The organism is Ruegeria sp. CL7 (genome assembly GCF_056536445.1).
The window spans coordinates 1,079,868-1,097,723 of sequence record NZ_JBQFPQ010000001.1; the positions used below are offsets into that span (position 1 = coordinate 1,079,868).

General features: G+C 56.9%; 21 protein-coding genes. 7 read left to right on the top strand and 14 right to left on the bottom strand.

The features are described 5' to 3' along the window. Positions 1-16 precede the first annotated feature (16 nt). The 3 genes from phoU (at position 17) to ACR0LI_RS05445 (ending at position 2,378) form a co-directional block, all read left to right on the top strand. Entirely contained in the window at positions 17-718 is a 702-nt protein-coding gene (phoU, locus tag ACR0LI_RS05435) for a phosphate signaling complex protein PhoU (RefSeq protein WP_171632476.1), read from the top strand. A 12-nt stretch (positions 719-730) separates the two neighbouring features. Next, entirely contained in the window at positions 731-1,420 is a 690-nt protein-coding gene (gene phoB / locus ACR0LI_RS05440; protein ID WP_152457978.1) for a phosphate regulon transcriptional regulator PhoB, read from the top strand. Positions 1,421-1,610: 190 nt separating this feature from the next. Next, entirely contained in the window at positions 1,611-2,378 is a 768-nt protein-coding gene (locus ACR0LI_RS05445) for an SDR family oxidoreductase (protein WP_480487558.1), read from the top strand. Here the strand turns inward: ACR0LI_RS05445 and ACR0LI_RS05450 are convergent. Both ACR0LI_RS05450 and ACR0LI_RS05455 read right to left on the bottom strand, forming a co-directional pair. Continuing rightward, complete coding sequence (locus ACR0LI_RS05450) at positions 2,354-3,244, bottom strand: acyl-CoA thioesterase (RefSeq protein WP_171632482.1); 891 nt, start codon at positions 3,242-3,244, stop codon at positions 2,354-2,356. The two genes, ACR0LI_RS05445 and ACR0LI_RS05450, sit on opposite strands and share 25 nt — an antisense overlap. 51 nt (positions 3,245-3,295) lie before the next feature. Continuing rightward, positions 3,296-4,528: a serine hydrolase domain-containing protein gene (locus ACR0LI_RS05455; protein ID WP_480718144.1), complete on the bottom strand. Its 1,233-nt coding sequence runs from the start codon at positions 4,526-4,528 to the stop codon at positions 3,296-3,298. 198 nt (positions 4,529-4,726) lie between these two features. Here ACR0LI_RS05455 and ACR0LI_RS05460 point away from each other — a divergent pair, with 198 nt between their 5' ends. After that, positions 4,727-5,356, top strand: a complete 630-nt coding sequence (locus ACR0LI_RS05460; RefSeq protein ID WP_209833148.1) for a 2-hydroxychromene-2-carboxylate isomerase — start codon at positions 4,727-4,729, stop codon at positions 5,354-5,356. Between the two features lie 28 nt (positions 5,357-5,384). On the opposite strand, the gene ACR0LI_RS05465 is transcribed toward ACR0LI_RS05460, so the two are convergent. Continuing rightward, on the bottom strand, positions 5,385-6,203 hold the full coding sequence (locus ACR0LI_RS05465) for an SDR family oxidoreductase (protein WP_171723281.1): 819 nt from the start codon (positions 6,201-6,203) through the stop codon (positions 5,385-5,387). A gap of 456 nt (positions 6,204-6,659) precedes the next feature. On the opposite strand from ACR0LI_RS05465, the gene aroQ reads away from it, so the two are divergent. Continuing rightward, complete coding sequence (gene aroQ, locus ACR0LI_RS05470) at positions 6,660-7,109, top strand: type II 3-dehydroquinate dehydratase (RefSeq protein ID WP_171632493.1); 450 nt, start codon at positions 6,660-6,662, stop codon at positions 7,107-7,109. Further along, positions 7,106-7,861 (top strand): autoinducer binding domain-containing protein, encoded by a 756-nt coding sequence (locus ACR0LI_RS05475; protein ID WP_171632496.1) that lies wholly within the window; start codon positions 7,106-7,108, stop codon positions 7,859-7,861. The genes aroQ and ACR0LI_RS05475 overlap by 4 nt, the downstream gene beginning before the upstream one ends. Positions 7,862-8,227: 366 nt before the next feature. Here ACR0LI_RS05475 and tsf read toward each other — a convergent pair whose 3' ends face one another. The 5 genes from tsf to ACR0LI_RS05500 all read right to left on the bottom strand — a co-directional run bounded on the left by tsf (position 8,228) and on the right by ACR0LI_RS05500 (position 12,038). Beyond that, positions 8,228-9,103, bottom strand: a complete 876-nt coding sequence (gene tsf / locus ACR0LI_RS05480) for a translation elongation factor Ts (RefSeq protein WP_171723283.1) — start codon at positions 9,101-9,103, stop codon at positions 8,228-8,230. Positions 9,104-9,180: 77 nt separating this feature from the next. Continuing rightward, positions 9,181-9,984, bottom strand: a complete 804-nt coding sequence (gene rpsB / locus ACR0LI_RS05485) for a 30S ribosomal protein S2 (protein WP_171723284.1) — start codon at positions 9,982-9,984, stop codon at positions 9,181-9,183. Between the two features lie 166 nt (positions 9,985-10,150). Beyond that, positions 10,151-11,005, bottom strand: coding sequence for a lyso-ornithine lipid O-acyltransferase (gene olsA / locus ACR0LI_RS05490; protein ID WP_209833152.1), 855 nt, complete (start codon positions 11,003-11,005; stop codon positions 10,151-10,153). Next, the gene (gene olsB, locus ACR0LI_RS05495) at positions 10,992-11,747 is read right to left on the bottom strand and encodes an L-ornithine N(alpha)-acyltransferase (protein ID WP_171632503.1); all 756 of its coding nucleotides are present in this window, start codon (positions 11,745-11,747) and stop codon (positions 10,992-10,994) included. Before olsB ends, olsA begins: the two co-directional genes overlap by 14 nt. 108 nt (positions 11,748-11,855) lie before the next feature. Then, a complete protein-coding gene (locus ACR0LI_RS05500; protein WP_050602459.1) occupies positions 11,856-12,038 on the bottom strand; it encodes a DUF3553 domain-containing protein in 183 nt (60 codons plus the stop codon). A gap of 43 nt (positions 12,039-12,081) precedes the next feature. Between ACR0LI_RS05500 and ACR0LI_RS05505 the strand changes: the two genes are divergently transcribed. Continuing rightward, positions 12,082-12,678, top strand: a complete 597-nt coding sequence (locus ACR0LI_RS05505) for a histidine phosphotransferase family protein (RefSeq protein WP_480718145.1) — start codon at positions 12,082-12,084, stop codon at positions 12,676-12,678. On the opposite strand, the gene ACR0LI_RS05510 is transcribed toward ACR0LI_RS05505, so the two are convergent. The 6 genes from ACR0LI_RS05510 to ACR0LI_RS05535 are packed head-to-tail and all read right to left on the bottom strand — an operon-like array spanning position 12,675 to position 17,778. Continuing rightward, complete coding sequence (locus ACR0LI_RS05510; protein ID WP_480718146.1) at positions 12,675-13,937, bottom strand: glutamate-5-semialdehyde dehydrogenase; 1,263 nt, start codon at positions 13,935-13,937, stop codon at positions 12,675-12,677. The two genes, ACR0LI_RS05505 and ACR0LI_RS05510, sit on opposite strands and share 4 nt — an antisense overlap. A gap of 32 nt (positions 13,938-13,969) precedes the next feature. Then, positions 13,970-15,076: a glutamate 5-kinase gene (gene proB / locus ACR0LI_RS05515; protein WP_171632507.1), complete on the bottom strand. Its 1,107-nt coding sequence runs from the start codon at positions 15,074-15,076 to the stop codon at positions 13,970-13,972. Next, complete coding sequence (gene obgE / locus ACR0LI_RS05520) at positions 15,064-16,098, bottom strand: GTPase ObgE (protein WP_171723290.1); 1,035 nt, start codon at positions 16,096-16,098, stop codon at positions 15,064-15,066. The genes proB and obgE overlap by 13 nt, the downstream gene beginning before the upstream one ends. A 38-nt stretch (positions 16,099-16,136) precedes the next feature. Further along, positions 16,137-16,673, bottom strand: coding sequence for a GNAT family N-acetyltransferase (locus ACR0LI_RS05525; protein WP_152457964.1), 537 nt, complete (start codon positions 16,671-16,673; stop codon positions 16,137-16,139). Then, positions 16,670-17,278, bottom strand: a complete 609-nt coding sequence (locus ACR0LI_RS05530) for a LysE family translocator (protein WP_171723291.1) — start codon at positions 17,276-17,278, stop codon at positions 16,670-16,672. The genes ACR0LI_RS05525 and ACR0LI_RS05530 overlap by 4 nt, the downstream gene beginning before the upstream one ends. Further along, on the bottom strand, positions 17,275-17,778 hold the full coding sequence (locus ACR0LI_RS05535; protein WP_171723292.1) for a GNAT family N-acetyltransferase: 504 nt from the start codon (positions 17,776-17,778) through the stop codon (positions 17,275-17,277). The genes ACR0LI_RS05530 and ACR0LI_RS05535 overlap by 4 nt, the downstream gene beginning before the upstream one ends. Between the last annotated feature and the right edge of the window lie 78 nt (positions 17,779-17,856).

Genomic DNA, 17,856 nt, shown 5'->3' on the forward strand with positions numbered 1-17,856 from the left:
GCACAGGTATCTGACAATGAGCGAACAACATATTGCAACTGCTTTTGATCGCGACCTCGAGGCGATCCAAGCGCATATCATGAAGATGGGCGGGCTGGTCGAGGCCGCCATCATAGGCGCGGCCCGCTCGCTGGAAACCCGCGATGAAGAGTTGGCGCAAGAGGTGCGAAAAGGCGACAAAGCCATCGACGCGCTTGAAGAACTGATCAACGAAGAAACGGCCAGGTTGATTGCGCTGCGTGCACCCACCGCCGGTGACTTGCGGCTGATCCTGTCGGTTCTGAAGGTATCCGGCAACCTTGAGCGTATTGGCGACTATGCCAAGAATATCGCCAAACGAACCACGGTTCTGGTCAATGCCAGCGAGATCAACGGAAGCGCTGCGGCCCTGCGCCGTATGGCACGCGAGGTCGAACGGATGCTGCGTGATGCACTGGATGCCTATATCCAGCGCGATGCGGAACTGGCCACAGACGTCATCAACCGTGATGAAGAGGTTGACCAGATGTATAACGGGCTGTTCCGGGAGTTTCTGACGTTCATGGCCGAAGACCCACGCAATATCTCGGCCTGCATGCACCTGCATTTCATTGCCAAGAACATCGAACGCATGGGCGATCACGTAACCTCGATCGCCGAACAGGTCGTGTATCTGGTCACCGGCGACCGCCCGGCCGAAGCCCGGCCCAAGGCTGACAACACGTCGCAAACCGTGTAGGAGACGAGTGAGATGTCCGCAGATCAACCTACCGTTCTGGTTGTAGAGGATGAAATGGCCCAGCGTGAAGTCTTGGCCTACAACCTTGAAGCTGAAGGGTTTCGGGTTTCAAAGGCTGGCAACGGCGAAGAAGCCATGCTGTTGGTAGACGAAGACTGTCCGGACATCATTGTTCTGGACTGGATGATGCCCAATCTGAGCGGTATCGAGGTCTGCCGACGCCTGAAAAGCCGCCCGGACACGCGTTCAATCCCGATTATCATGTTGTCGGCCCGGACCGAGGAAGTCGACAAAGTTCGCGGTCTTGAAACCGGCGCGGATGATTACGTGGTCAAACCATATTCCGTGGTCGAGCTGATGGCGCGCGTTCGCACGCAATTGCGCCGCGTCCGTCCTTCGACCGTTGGTTTGCGCCTGGAATTCGATGACATCATTCTTGACTCCGAGACGCACAAGGTTAGCCGGGACAACAAACCCCTAAAACTTGGGCCGACCGAGTTCCGGCTTCTCAGCACATTCATGGAAAAGCCGGGCAGGGTCTGGAGCCGCGAGCAATTGCTGGACCGGGTTTGGGGTCGCGACATCTATGTCGATACGCGAACCGTTGATGTGCATATCGGGCGATTGCGCAAAGCTCTGACGCAATATGGCGGGACCGACCCAGTACGAACCGTCCGCGGCGCTGGATACGCCTTGGGGTAACCACATCCTGCGCACATGACGCCAAAATCGTTTGAATTTTGGCAGGAGCCGTATTCGTGGGTCGCGCGCACCGTGGCGGCATTAGACATCGCATAATCGGTATTATGGTAATTAATTAGTAGTTCCTTGTAACTTGGCCGCAAAGTGAACACTCTGCCCAGAACACGCAAAACTAGTTTTGGAACGCGCCATGGAGCTCAGAGATAAAACTGTCATCGTGACCGGTGCCGCAGATGGCATTGGCCGGGGTTTGGCGGAACGTTTTGCTCAGGAAGGTGCGCGCGTCATCTGTTCGGATATTGACGAGGCCGGAGCCCGTGAAGTCGCAACCCAAACTGGCGGCGTTGCCTTCACATGTGACGTTTCGGATGAGGAACAGATCAAAGCGTTGATTGATTCCACCGAAGATACTGTTGGCCCAATTGATCTGTTCTGTGCAAATGCCGGAATCCTGACGCTTGGCGGTCTGGATGTTCCCAATGATCAATGGGAAAAAATTTGGAAAATCAACGTGATGTCCCACGTGTGGACCGCGCGCCATTTGGTGCCTCGTATGATCGGTCGCGGCGGCGGATATATTCTGACGACGGCCTCTGCGGCGGGTTTGCTGAACCAACCCGGTGCGGCGCCATACGGTGTCACGAAACACGCGGCGGTCGGATTTGCCGAGTGGCTGTCGCTGACATATGGCGCCAAAGGTCTGCGGGTTTCGGTTCTTTGTCCTCAGGCGGTTCGGTCGAAAATGACTGAAGGACATGAGGTTTCAGTAGCATCGATCGACGGAATGCTGGAACCCGAAGACGTCGCTGAAACCTGCTTACAAGCCATCCGGGAAGAACGATTTCTGGTTCTTCCGCATCCGCAGGTGTTGGATTACCTGCAACTCAAAGCGGCCGACTACGATCGCTGGCTGGGCGGAATGCGAAAGTTGAATCAACACTTTACGCCGGATACTTGACGTTTTCTCTGAACCTTCCTCATAAGACCTTCCTGAGCTACCGACGCGACCAGGGTTCCGTCTTCTGAATAGATCGATCCGCGATTAAAGCTGCGTCCCTGCCCCGTCCACGGAGAATCCATCACATACAGATGCCAGTTTTGAAATTTCACAGGTGCATGAAACCACAAAGCATGGTCCAGACTGGCGCCGTTGAACTCTCCGGAAAACCAGCTTAGCCCGTGCGGTCGCAAACCTGACGACATCAGGTTCATATCAGACGCATAGGCCAAAAGCAGGTGTTGAGTTTTTGCGTCCGCAGACGCGGCAGCCGCCATGCGAAACCAGGTTTTGTTGCGGTCATCCGACACTTCGGGGTTGAACGGATCCAGATGGTCCACCTCGCGGACTTCGATCGGGCGTTCACGCAGAAGCTCACCGCGAAAACCTTCGGGCACGCGATCCACATATGCGTGTCGAAGCTCGGATCGCGATGGGTACGTCTGCGGAGGATTCACGGTTGGCATCGGATGCTGATGATCCCAACCTTCATCCTGAACGTGAAAGGAAGCTGACATGTTCAGGATCTGCTTTCCATTTTGAATGGCGACAACGCGACGGGTTGTGAACGACCCGCCGTCACGCGCTCTATCTACCTGATAAATAACAGGTTTATCTGGATCCCCGGGGCGGATAAAATAGGCGTGCAGGGAATGGCACAACCGGTCTTCCACGGTTTTGTATGCTGCGGCAAGGGCCTGCGCGATGACCTGACCGCCGAAAATTCGGGTCGGTGTTTCTCCACCCGATCCTGTGCCGCGGAAAAGATCGACTTCAAGCCGTTCGATATCCAGAAGGTCCAATAAGATGCGTTCCGCTTCGGTCATTGTCTGCTCATGGGCTAATTGATCGAAACCCGGGTATCAGCCTAAGCAATATCATTCAATCATGGCGGCGTGCACCAAGGCCTTGAGTTCAGCCCGGGATGGATAGGAACTGGACGGCGACAATTGCGTGAAGAACACAGCCGTCAGATCGTTCTGCCAGTCGATCCAGAAATAGGTCGAGGCCATACCACCCCAGCTGAAATCACCGACGGACCCTGGCACGCGCACCCGACCCGGGTTGAGGACAATCGACCCTGCAAGGCCAAATCCCATGCCTTCCATGGGCTGTTCCGCAAAGCTCTTTGGTCCCATCGAAGCGATATCACCCGGCAAGTGGTTGCGCATAATGAAGTCCACCGTTTTCGGGCCAAACAGTTGATGCCCGTTGCCGGACCCGCGATTGCGAAGCATGTCAACGAACTTGACATAGTCATCGATTGTGGAAACCAGCCCACCGCCGCCCGAGAACGTTGTCGCATTCGCGAATGGAGAGGTTTCGTGGGCATCCACCAGCCGCAAGGTATCGCCTCCTTGGTCCGCGGAATTCAACGCCATCGCGTCGCCAGCCAGCGGCGTATAAAGCGAGGCGAACCGGTCCCCTGCCCCGTCGGGCACGGAAAACCCGGTTTCGCGCATCTCGAGGGGCGCCAGGATTTCCTGCCGGAAGAATTGTTCCAAGGTCTGTCCCGAGACGACCTCGACAACGCGCCCAACCACATCGGTTCCAACCGAATATTCCCACCGTGTTCCGGGCTGGAAAGCCAAGGGTAGCTCTGCCAGTTCACGTACGCGATCTTTCAGAAGGCCCTGATTTGGTTTGAAAATAAGGTCCTTTTCATCCATCGCCTCCGGTAGTATCCCGGGATTGAACGGATAGCTGAAACCGCCAGTATGGGTCAGCAACTGATGAAGGGTCGGGCTTGCCGCGTCCTCGGTTTGATCCAGCTTGTCCGCGCCGGGTACCAGAGCCTGCATCTGTTTGAACTCGGGAAGGAAATCCGACAGCGGCGCGTCGAGGTGAAACAGCCCACGTTCCGCCAGCATCATCAAGGCAACAGACGTGACGGGTTTGGTCATCGAGTAGATGCGTACCAGCGTGTCGCGTTGGAACGGCAAGTCCTGTTCAAGATTTCGCAGGCCGCTGGAGTGGAAAAAGACCTCATCCCCCTTGTGCTTCAGCAAAAAGGACGAGCCCGCGTATTTGCGCTGCTCAACATAGCGGTCCATCCAGATGCGAATCCGGTTCAGGCGCGTTTCATCGAACATGACTTGTTTTCGAAGCATTTTTTGAGTTCCACCAGAAGTTGACTAATATCGAGCATACGCAGGGCCTGAAACAACCGCATAACCCGGGCTGAAATGAATGGTTATACAAGCACAGCCAAGAGGCACGCCTTAAATTCAAGTGATACAGTGAAACCGATACAGATTCGCTTGTAAATTGTTGGACGGCGACGTGCCGTATTGGCCGGGAGGAATAGCATGACGCAAAGCATAGATTTCGTTTACGATTTTTGCAGCCCAAATGCCTTTCTGGCCCACAAGATGCTGCCAGAGCTGGCCGCGCGGCATAATGCCAAGATCACGTATTCCCCCGTCCTTCTGCCTGTTGTTTTCAAGGCAACGCATAACCAAAGCCCGTTTCAGGCGTTTTCCGAAAACCGCCAGAAAACCGCCTATCTTACCCACGACTTGCATCGGTTCGCGCGGCGTCGCGGGCTGAGCTTTCACATGAGCCCGCATTTTCCGATCAATACGAAATTTGCGATGCGCGGCGCCCGGCTCGCCAGCGGTAAATCATGGGAAATCAAGTACATAAACGCCATATTTGATGCCATATGGGTGCATGGGCAAAAGGCGGATGAGCTGGCCGTTCTGATTGACATTCTACACGAAAACGAACTGCCGGTTCGCAAGTTGCGCGAGGCCATGACAAGCCCTGAAATCAAACAGGACCTGAAGGATCAGACCAAATCGTTCGTGCGCCGCGGCGTTTTTGGCGTTCCCAGCCTGTTTTACGGCTCTGAAATGTTCTTTGGCAAGAACAGCTTGCCGAACCTGGAAATTGAACTGTCGAAAAACAAGAAACGAAACAAATCCAACACGTTGTGAGCAGGAGCGGCTTTGACCGCAGCGCGACTCAGAAGGCTTCGGCGAAGATATTGCCCGATGTTACAACGTTGATCCCACCAGAAACCGGGATAATCGAACCGGTTACATAACTGCCCCCTCGTCCGCACAGAAACAGCACGCACCCCGCTATATCTTCGTCACAGCCGACGCGCCCAAGCGGCACTGACTTGCCGACCTTTTCACGCTTGTCCTCATCCGCCGTAGCAAAGGCTGTCATCCGCGATACGAACGGCCCCGGAGCCAGCGCGTTGACCGTTACGTGGTAGGGCGACAGTTCCTTGGCCATGATTTTTGTCAGATGCAGTACCGCAGCCTTGGAGGCTGAATAGCTATAGGCGCCATCCCCCATGGGAACCTCTCCCATCACGGACCCGACGTTCACGACCCTGGCCGGATCGTCTGCGGTTCCGGATTGCATCAACATCGGCAGCAGCCTTTGGGTAAGCTCGAATACCCCGGCCACGTTGACCGACATCACCTTGTCCCACGCGTCATACGGAAACTGGCCCATGGGTGCTCCCCAGGTCACGCCAGAATTATTCATAAGAATATCAAGCCTTTCCGTCCGGTCCTGAATGTCCGAAACCAGTTTGGCTATACTTGCCTCGCTGCCGATGTCTCCGGCAAACCCTTCGGCACTTCCCGGTGCCTCCAGTGCATTCAGATCGGCGGCGGCCGCGACACACGCGTCCCCGTTCCGAGAAGCGATCAACACGCGCGCGCCGGCCCTGACCAACGCCTCTGAGGCCATCCGACCGATACCCGTGGCGCCTCCGGTGACCAATGCGGTTTTGCCGGGCAGCGAGAAAAGGGTATCGGGGGTCATTGTCGTGTTCCTCTGCTAAATCTGATTTCGGTTGCATTCCGACCAGATTCAAAACCTTGTTGTCTTTACAGCAATTAGCCGTCCGCTGCGTTGGCGCGAAACCGGGTTGCACCAAAATTCCACATGACAATCTTCAATCGCATCAGACACGGTTTGCAAGGATTACTCAGCGTCGCAAAGGGCCGGCCGATAAGCCCGGATAGTTTCAATGTTCGGATACTGAAACCGACGACAATGCGCCCGAAAACCTGTTTTCCCGCTAACGAAAAGCGGATGTAGATGTGCGGCCCAAGTCCAAACGGACGCGCGGCGTCGTCATGTCGAAGGACTGAACTTGGTTTACTCTTCCATCTCAAGGTCTGTTTTTAGGGCAACTGTCTGTATTCAATCCACCAAAGTCAGGTAGACAACCCGGCCTTTTCGCGTCTATGAACCAAGTATGGGGATCGTGAAAACATGCATAACGTTTTGGTATTGAATGGCCCAAACCTCAATCTGCTTGGCACACGGCAGCCCGAGGTTTACGGCAGCACGACACTACATATGATCGAGGACCGTTGCGTTCAGCATGGCGCCTCCATTGGGCTGGACGTCACCCACCTGCAATCCAATCACGAAGGTGTGCTGCTTGACGCCATTCACGCGGCCCGCGGTGTACAAAGCGGGCTGATACTGAACGCAGGCGCGTTCACGCATACGTCGATTGCCCTCATGGATGCGATTGCATCGGTGGAACTGCCGGTTGTCGAAGTGCATCTTTCCAACATTCATGCCCGGGAAGCCTTTCGGCACAGGTCCTACATAGCCCCCGTCGCACTGGGTCAGATCTGTGGCTTCGGTGCCCACAGCTATATCCTCGCGCTGGACGCGCTCGCGGCCCATCTGAAGGCGGGCAGCGCGACATGAAGCTCAAGGAATATCTTCGCTTTGTCAGCTACGCCAAAACCCTGGAAGACCTGTGGGACGCACATTGCCGCCAAATGGCCGAGTTCGGATTTACCCGCCTGATCTATGGGTACACGCAATTCCGGACGGCCACGTCCTTGGGTGACCCGGAAGATTTCGTAATCCTGACGAACCACAAACGGGCTTATGTGGACGGGTTCATCAAGGATGGTCTGTATTTTCACGCTCCGATGTTGAAGTGGGCCTTGGACAACGAAGGCGCCGCCAGCTGGAAAATGTTGCAGGACATGAGCTCGGGCGGAACGATGACCGCGAAGGAGCGCGAAGTTTTCGAGTTCAACAAATCCATGGGCGTGGTTTCCGGCTATACCGTAAGCTTCAACTCGGTTTCCATGCGCTCGAAGGGGGCGATTTCCCTGTCGGCCAATGATGGGCTGAGCCAAGAAGATGTGGATGCGGTCTGGGAAGAGCACGGCGACGACATTCTGCTTATGAACAATGTCGCCCACCTGAAAATCCTGACATTGCCGTTTCTTCCGCCGAACCGGGCACTTACCAAACGCCAACGCGAAGCTTTGCAGTGGGTTGGTGACGGGAAAACCACTCAGGATATCGCGCTGTTGATGGGACTGACATCTGCAACGGTAGAGAAGCACCTGCGACTCGCGCGTGAGGCGCTTTCGGTCGAAACGACGGCACAAGCGGTTCTCAAGGCGTCACTGCACAACCAGATGTTCATTATGGAAGCATAACCGCAATATTTTGACGCTATCCCGCGTCAGTTTACCCTAGGTAAGGAAATCACTACTTTTCAAACTAATCGTAAAAGTTGCAAAGTGAGAGTGTTCCGTGAGTGGTGGCTTTAGCCAGGGAACATTGGATTGGATCTTTGCAATAACAAAGCTCTCCGATCACTCTGACAAGGGGGCGCTTATTTGTCCGCGTACCGGTGTCGGAATTTTGGGGGGCCTCGACCATCCCCATCATGCGGGGCCCTCCAATCCTTCTCTACTTATGGAAGTATGCTTTTTGCCGGTGGCAGAAAAAAAGGGTTACGCAGTGCGTAACCCTTTAGATTTGTTGGGAAAGGCCGTTGCCGGTACTTTCCCTGTAACGTTTTAGCCTTGCGCGGCTTTGGCGACTTCAGCAGCGAAATCTTCTTTTTCAACCACGATACCTTCGCCAACTTCCAGACGGATGAAGCCGGTGATGGTTGCGCCGGCTTCCTTGGCCGCTGCTTCGACGGTCAGGTCAGGGTTCACGACAAACTGCTGGTTCAGCAGAGTCGATTCCGCGACGAACTTCTTCATACGGCCTTCGATCATCTTTTCGATCACTTGCTCCGGCTTGCCGGATTCGCGGGCGATGTCCATCTGGACCTGCTTTTCTTTTTCGACAATTGCCGGGTCCATGTCTGCTTCGGACAGGGCCGCCGGGTTCACAGCCGCGATGTGCATTGCAACCTGCTTGCCGATCGCTTCGTCGCCACCGGTCAGAGCAACCAGAACGCCGATTTTGCCCATGCCGTTGGTGGCTGCGTTGTGGACGTAGGACACAACAGTGTCGCCCGACAGTTTGGCCATGCGGCGTACCGACATGTTCTCGCCGATGGTGGCGATCTTGTCGGTCAGGGTGTCGGCAACGGATTTGCCACCCAGATCAGCAGCCAGCAGCGCGTCAACATCTGCAACGCCTTCTGCGGCAAATGCGATCTTGCCAACCATTTCCTGGAACTCGGCGTTTTTCGCAACGAAGTCGGTTTCCGAGTTCACTTCGACAGCAACACCGTTGCCACCGTTGACGTGGACTGCAACCAGACCTTCTGCTGCGGTACGGCCCGATTTCTTGGCCGCTTTGGCCAGACCTTTGGTGCGCAGCCAGTCAACGGCTTCGTCCATGTTGCCGCCGGTTTCGGTCAGCGCTTTTTTTGCGTCCATCATGCCTGCGCCGGTCGAGTCGCGCAGTTCTTTAACCATTGCTGCTGTGATTGCCATCTTTAGGCTCTCCTCAATTCAAACGGAATTGGGGCAGGTCATACCCTGCCCCATATGTCATTTACGTGACGGGCAGCTTACGCTTCGGCTTTGGCTTCCGGTGCGGCTTCTGCTTCGGCGGGCGCTTCTTCTGCAACGACTTCTTCAACCGGTGCTTCTTCGAATGCGCCAAGGTCAACGCCTGCCGCACCCATCTGAGCGGTCATGCCGTCCAGAGCGGCACGTGCGGCCAGATCACAGTACAGCGCGATGGCGCGGGCTGCGTCATCGTTGCCGGGGATGATGTAGTCAACGCCGTCGGGCGAGCAGTTGGTGTCAACCACAGCCACAACCGGGATACCCAGCTTGTTGGCTTCGGCGATGGCCAGTGCTTCTTTCTTGACGTCGATAACGAACAGCAGGTCAGGAACGCCGCCCATCTCGCGGATACCGCCCAGCGAAGCCTGCAGCTTGGCCTGGTCACGCTCCATGCCCAGACGCTCTTTCTTGGTCAGGCCTTCGGCGCCCGATTCCATCGCTTCGTCGATCTGGTTCAGACGGTTGATCGACTGGGAAACGGTTTTCCAGTTGGTCAGCGTGCCGCCCAGCCAGCGGTGGTTCATGTAGTACTGAGCCGACTTTTCAGCCGCTTCCGCGATCGGGCCAGCAGCCTGACGCTTGGTGCCAACGAACAGAACGCGGCCGCCTTTGGCAACGGTGTCACGAACGGCCTGCAGCGCCTGGTCCAGCATCGGAACGGTCTGGGTCAGGTCCATGATGTGGATGCCATTGCGCGAGCCGTAGATGAACGGGCCCATGCGGGGATTCCAACGCTGTGTCTGGTGACCGAAGTGTACGCCAGCTTCCAGCAGCTGACGCATGGTGAACTCGGGAAGAGCCATGCTATGTTTTCCTTTTCCGGTTTACGCCTCGGCGGGGGTGAAAGAAGCGAATGCTCCAACCGGCGGGCCAGATAGGGATGTCTCCCCTACAAGGCCCAAACCCCGCCTGCGGGTTTGAATGGCGCGCGTATACGGCAGGTTTGAAGGCAGCGCAAGGGTCAAACCCTTATTTTTCAAGCCGCGCCAATGCATGCGCGTGGCGCACTGCTGCCTCGCAATGGGCCGCCAGTTCCTTACGGTTGGCGAAATCCCTGACCCGGGCGGGTGCGTGATAGATCAGTTCAACGGACCCCTGCCTGCGCGCGCCCAATGTCTTGAGCAGATGGGGTGCGAAATCCATATCACCCCACCAGCCATAGAACCGGTCAGGCTGACCTTTCGGCGCGTGAAACACCACCGAGACCGGTTGAACATACATAAAATCCCGCAGCTCGTCTGCGAAGAAAGCGGCAAAAAGCGTTGTTTTAAATGGCAAAACACGCAATCCGTCGGTCGAGGTGCCCTCGGGGAAAAACAACAGCTTATGTCCGGCCTTCAGGCGTTCTTCGAAGATCGCCGTCTGCTCGCGCGCCTTTTTGCGATCCCTCTCGATGAATACGGTCCCGGTGGCCCGTGCCAACCACCCGATACCCGGCCAGTTCGCAACTTCTGCCTTGGACACGAAGTAGACCCTTTTGCGGGCGTTCAGGGCAAAGATATCCAGCCAGGATGTGTGATTGGCGACAACGGCACCGTGTTCCTTCATCAACGCGCCCGAGCAGCGAAATCCGATTCCCAGGATTCGGAACGCGTTTCGGCACACGAACTGGCTGATGAACGGTGTGACGGGACGACGAACACCACAAAGTGGCAACTCGATCAGTCGAATGGCCAATAGAACTATCAGCCCACCGAACACAAGGATGGCCAAGGGCAAGCCCCTCAGGATCACCAGAATCCAGCCGACAAAACCCAGTTCGATCGGATCCGGCGCATCCTCACTGTTCCAAAGCGGATCATTCACCGGATCAAGCTCCGCCATAGATGCGCTTCTGCCGCTCGTTCATACGGCTCGTATCCAGGATCAGGCACACATCGGTGGTGTTGAAGGAATGATCGATGAACGCCCCCTCACCCACAAACCCGCCAAGCCTCAGATAGGCTTTGATCAGGGCTGGAACCTGCACCATGGCACGGCGACGATCCAGCGCGTCCGGTGCGACAATATCCATGGTCTGAAACACGCTCGGCTGGGCGCGCACCCGCAGGTCTGGCGGCGCCAGATGATTGTGATGCAGCATCGACAGCGGCTGGGCCAGTTCCTGAACATCCGTGCCGTGAAAGCTGGCGACGCCGAACAGAACTTCGATCTGGCGTTCGGCCACATAGCGAGAGAGACCATTCCAGAGATGATACATGGCCGTACCGCCCCGGTAGTCCCTGTGCAGGCACGACCGGCCCAGTTCCAGCAACTTGCGGCCACTTTGCTTGAGAATGCTCAGATCGTATTCGTCTTCGGAATAAAACTGCCCCAACTCAGCGGCGCGATCCCCCGGTAACAGCCTGTAAACGCCGACAACTTCTCCGGTCGCATCATCACGGGCCAGCATGTGATCGAAATAGGGATCAAACCGGTCCCGTTCCAGCCCGGCCACATGATCGACCAGCGCCCCTCCTCCGCCGAGTTCGCGCACAAATACGTCATAACGCAACCGCTGCGCTGCGCGCAGTTCGTCCTGGGTTTCCGCCAGTTTGATCGTGAACGAGGGGCCAGCGTCCGGCATGTCAGACTTATCAATCCTGTTTTATCAACGCGGCTGATACCTCAGTTCTTCGGGGGAAGGCAACAAGTGGGAATCTGGTCTTTTCCGTTAACTCTTCTTAAACCAGTTTCACGGATCAAAGACCGGCATCAGGGCGATGCGTGTTCCGTCGATTACCACTTTCCCCTGCTCGCGAAAGTTTACGGTGATCTTGCCTGCGATGTTGGACTGAACCTGTCCGACACCCCATTCGGGGAAATCCGGGTGGCGAACAAACATGCCCGGTGCAAGAATAGCATTCATGTCTGTCATTTGGGGCTTCCGGTTCCTGCGGCAGATACCGCAGGAGGTATGCATGGGCAACACGAACGTCAACCTGGCTGAATTGATCGGCTCACGGATCTGCCACGATCTGATCAGCCCGATCGGGGCGATCACCAACGGGCTGGAGCTGTTGGACATGGTTGGTGCTGTCCAGGGCCCCGAGATGGAGTTGATCTCGGGCAGCGTCGGCAGTGCGGGCGCGCGTATCCGGTTTTTTCGGGTTGCCTTCGGATCAGCAGGAGAACAGCCGCTGGGCCGCGCCGAAGTGGCCGAACTGCTCAAGGACATCGAACGCACCGGACGCATGCGGGTAAACTGGTTTATGACCGAGCCCATGCCGCGCAACCAAATCAAGCTGGCGTTCCTTGCGCTCATGTGCTGCGAAAGCGCCATGCCGATGGGCGGAGAGGTTGAGATCGAGAACCAAGGCGCCAATTGGACAGTGACCGGAACTGCCGACAAGTTGAACGTAGACAATACCTTATGGAAACACGTTGCAACCGGCCGGTTCCCCAACAAGATTACCCCCGCACAGGTCCAGTTCGCTCTGTTGCCGGAAACGGCAAACGCGATGGGTCGGCGCGTTTCCGTGGAAACCGCTGCGACCCGCCTTGTGCTGCGTTTTTAATCCCGAATCGTTCCGTTCCCGCGCACCAGATATTTGAAACTGGTCAACTGGGCGGCCCCCACCGGGCCGCGGGCATGCATTTTGCCCGTGGCGATACCGATCTCGGCGCCCATCCCGAATTCACCACCATCGGCGAACTGAGTCGAAGCGTTGTGCATCAGAATCGCGCTATCTAAGCGCTCAAAGAAACGGGCCGCGGCCCTGTCATCCTCGGTCATGATACAGTCGGTATGGTTCGACCCGTAATGTTGGATATGCGCGATGGCGGCGTCGATATCGACGACGGGCTTGGCCGCGATCACGCTGTCCAGAAACTCTTTTCCCCAATCCTCCGCCGTCGCGGGAATTGTACCCTCGACTGCAAGTGCGCCTTCGGCGTGTACCTCGACCCCTGCTTTCAGCAGCGCGGCGATCACGTCACGCCCCAGCGTTTCGGCGATGTCCTGATGGATCAGCAGGCATTCGGCAGCGCCGCAAATCCCGGTACGGCGCGTCTTGGCGTTCAACACCACGTCCAGCGTTTTCTGCGGATCAGCGGCCTTGTCGACATAGATGTGCACGATGCCTTCAAGATGGGCAAAAACAGGCACACGGGCCTCACGCTGGACCAGCCCGACCAACCCCTTGCCGCCGCGCGGAACGATGACGTCGACATAGTCGGTCATGGTCAGCAATTCCTGAACCGCCGCACGGTCACGCGTCGGCACCAGTTGAATCGCATCTTCCGGCAGATCGGCGGCCTTCAGCCCCTCGACCAGGCAGGCATGAATAGCAGTCGAAGAATGAAAGCTCTCGGAGCCGCCGCGCAGAATGACGGCATTTCCGGATTTCAGACACAGCGCACCTGCGTCGGCCGTGACATTGGGGCGGCTTTCGTAGATCACGCCGATCACACCCAACGGGGTGCGTACGCGTTGGATTTTCAATCCGGTCGGGCGGTCCCATTCGGCCAGCACTTCGCCCACCGGATCGGTCTGTTCAGCCACCGCGCGCAGACCATCGACCATGCCCTGAACACGCGCCTCATCCAGCATCAGCCGATCCATCATCGCCGGGCTCAGACCTTTTTCTCGGCCGAACTCCAGATCCTTCCGGTTGGCTTCGATGATCTGCGCCCGATTGGCCCAAACCGCGTCGGCCGCTGCAATCAGGGCGGCATGTTTGCGTTCTGGGCTCGCAAAAGCCAGATCGCGCGATGCCGCTTTGGCACGTTTCCCAAGATCAGCCATCAGAGCGGGAATGCTGTCGAAATCTTTCATGTCGCGTGCCTTTCAGGTCGTCTTTTCGGTATTTACAGGGCCAGATCATCCCGGTGAATCAAGGCTGCACGGCCGGGATATCCAAGGGTCGCCTCGATCTCGGACGACTTGCGCCCCTTGATCGCGTCAGCCTCCTGCGCGGTGTAACGGCTGATCCCCTGCGCCAGCCGGCGGGCTTTGGGGTCAAGAATCGCGACAGGGTCGCCGCGCCCGAAATCGCCGGTCACTTCAACAATGCCCGCGGGCAACAGGCTTTTGCCATTTGCCAGCGCGTTGGCAGCCCCTTCATCGATGGTGATTTCGCCACGCGGTTTCATGGCTGAAATCCAACGCTTGCGCGCAGCGTGCGGATCCAGCGTTGCTGTAAACCACGTACAGTTTGCGCCATTTTCCAGCGTTTTTAGTGGGTTCAGAACCGACCCTTCCGTGATCGCCATCGCACATCCGCCCGCGGTGGCCATCTTGGCAGCCAGCAGCTTTGTCTTCATTCCGCCCTTTGACAAGCCAGAGCCCGCATCGCCCGCCATGGCTTCGATCTCGGGCGTGATCTTGTCGATTGTTTCGAAACGCGTGGCCGAGGCGTCCTCGTTGGGGTTGCCCGAATAGAAACCATCGACATCCGACAGCAGGATCAACTGGTCCGCCCCCACGGTCACCGCGATTTGCGCGGCCAGACGATCATTGTCGCCATACCGGATCTCATCCGTTGCCACGGTATCGTTTTCGTTGACGATCGGCACGACACCCAAACCCAGCAGAGTTTCCAAAGTCGCGCGTGAATTCAGATAGCGGCGGCGATCCTCGCTGTCCTCCAATGTCACCAAAACCTGCGCCGTGGTGATCCCATGAGGCGTCAACGCCTCTTCATATGCGCGCGCCAGACGAATTTGCCCGACGGCAGCGGCAGCTTGCGACTTTTCCAAAGGCAATGTCGCCATGGACAGCCCCAAAACGCCGCGGCCCAGTGCAATCGACCCGGACGAGACGAGGATTACATCTATCCCCTGCCCCTTGAGCCATGCGACATCCTGCGCCAACGAAAACAACCATTCCTTGCGCAACAGGCCGGTTTCGCGATCAACAAGCAAAGCCGACCCGATTTTGACAACCAAACGGCGCGCTGAAGTCAGGGTTGCCAAGGTTGCGTCTCCTCAGCGGATTTCTGACGAACACGATTGTCATCGATCTGGCCGCGCAACGCACGCAAAACCTCGGTTACACCTTGATGTGCAACACCGGACATCATCATCACAGGGCCGCCAACGGCCTCTTCAAGCTCGGCTTTGGCCAAATCACGTTCTTCGTCATCCAGTGCATCGACCTTGTTCAGGACGGTGATCCGGGGTTTCTGGGCCAGTTCGCCACCATAGGCCTCCAGCTCGTGGATAATTGTGCGGTAATCATCGGCAACCGTTTCCGAGGTACCATCGACAAGATGCAGCAGCACGGCGCAGCGCTCAACATGACCAAGAAAGCGGTCGCCTATCCCGCGTCCTTCATGCGCGCCTTCGATTAGGCCGGGGATGTCAGCCACTACGAATTCCACGTTGTCGACCCCCACGACACCCAGATTTGGGTGCAGCGTGGTAAACGGATAATCCGCGATCTTGGGCCGCGCGTTTGACGTGGCTGCAAGAAAGGTCGATTTGCCTGCATTCGGCATGCCCAGCAGGCCCACATCGGCGATCAGCTTCAGACGCAGCCAGATCGTGCGGTCAATGCCCGCCTGCCCCGGATTTGCACGCCGGGGGGCCTGGTTGGTGGCCGATTTGAAGTGCAGATTGCCGAAACCGCCGTTGCCCCCTTTCGCCAGTAGAACGCGCTGTCCCACCTCGGTCAGATCGCAGATGACGGTTTCTTCATCCTCATCCAGGATCTCGGTGCCGACAGGTACACGCAGGACAATGTCATCGCCATCCTTGCCGGTACGTTGCTGCCCCCTGCCCGGCTGGCCGTTCTTGGCAAAGAAATGCTGCTGATACCGGAAGTCGATCAGGGTGTTCAGCCCGTCCACGACCTCGGCCCAGACAGAACCGCCCTTACCGCCGTCCCCGCCATCAGGGCCGCCGTATTCGATGTATTTTTCGCGTCGGAAGCTGACGCAGCCGCTACCGCCGGCCCCGGACCGGATGTAGACCTTTGCAAGATCGAGAAATTTCATGGTCTGTCCCCTACTGCAAAGGCCCCATCGGCCACAAGTCAGAGTTTTTTACTGTATGTCCAGGTGGGCACATTCGCATCACGCGCCACCGAATAGCTTTCTGCATCGCCAAGATACTGGAACCCGCAATGAGTCAGGACCCGGGCCGACGCCGGATTGTCTTGAAACACGCTGGCAAACATCGTCGCGTTTTTCAGCGGGTTGGCATTTACCAGTGCTTCGACAGCCATCGACGCAATGCCAGTGTTCCAGTAGATCGGCGCCACCCAATAGCCGACTTCGGACTGGTTCCGATCCAGCCGCTTCAGCGTGATCAGACCAATCAGTTCCGGACCGCCGTCTTTGGTGGCATCCATGACCCATACGTCCTCGTCCCGGTCCTCGGCCATCGAGCGCGTCACAAAGGCCTCGGTCGAGCCGGGGGCCAAAGGATGTGCAATACTCGTCGTCATGCGTGCCACACGCTCATCGCCGGCATAGTGCTCGATCAGCCCCATATCCGACCGGCGCAGAGGGCGCAGATCGAACCGCTCGGTTTCTATGACCGGCTGATTTATTATTGTTTCAAGTTTCATGAGTGTGTTCCTCCTCCGAACAACACGAAAAGTACGGACGCAACAGTGAGACTGGCTAACGTCCACATCAGATATTTTTCCGCGGGCCGACCTTCAACCACGTGGGCAATTCTATCTCCGGCAAAAGTCCAGATCGGGTGTAAAATCACCTGGCAAAACAATAAACAGAGAGCGATCGTGAACGTCGCGTTAAGGCTGGACGTGCCAGCCGCGACAAAGCCGGTAAACCCGGCAATGATCATCGCCCAAGCTTTTGGATTAAGGGGATGAACGATCAAACCCGCCCAAAAACCGGGCACCTCTGCGGCGGTTTCACCGCGCGTAAGGCGCATGTTGGCAATTTTCCACGCAAGCCAGCAGATATACGCCGCCGAGGCGTATTTCAGCACCAAAAAGACAAACGGTGCCTGATCCGCAAGCTGCAACAGTCCAAATCCAACGGGCCAGATGATCAGCTGCTTACCCAGGATCACCCCACCCACGAATGGCAGCGCGGCCCGAAAGCCATAGCGCGCACCGGTGCCCAGCAGGACCATATTGGCGGGTCCCGGTGTGCCGATCTGACTGGCGGCGAAGATCAGGAAACTGGTGGTGGCGACCGTCATGTCCGCGCTTCCCATGTGTTCCTCTGCAGTTCCATCCACTGCAGAGCCACAGCTTCGCCGGTCGAACGCACAACGGTTTCAGACCGCGAAGTTGGAACAAAGCCAAGCTTGGACAGCACCAAACGCGAGCGTTCATTGCCAAGATGGTAAGAAGCCTTCAGGCTATTGCTGTCGCCTTTGAAGTGACGGTGAACAACGGCGCCTGCGCTTTCGGTGGCAAAACCTTGCCCCCAATAGGACTGTCCTAACCAATACCCGAGTTCGTCACCTGCAGATACAGTTCCGATCAGTTTGCCGTCTTTTTCAATCGCAAACGCATCGTAAACTTGTGACGCCAAATTGGTGACAAAGTTCTCCGCGTCTTCAATGCTAAAAGGAAACGGAATGCTGGTTACCCAGCGCGCCACATCGAGGTCATTCAGAAGCGTGACCAGACGCGACGAATCCTCACGCCGGAACCGACGCAGGACAAGACGCTCTGTTTTAATCACTTCGGTCATGAGACCACTCCTGAAAACGAGAAAGGGGACCGGCACTTTGTGCCGGTCCCCCATGAATTTTTCTTAAACCTTCTGGGT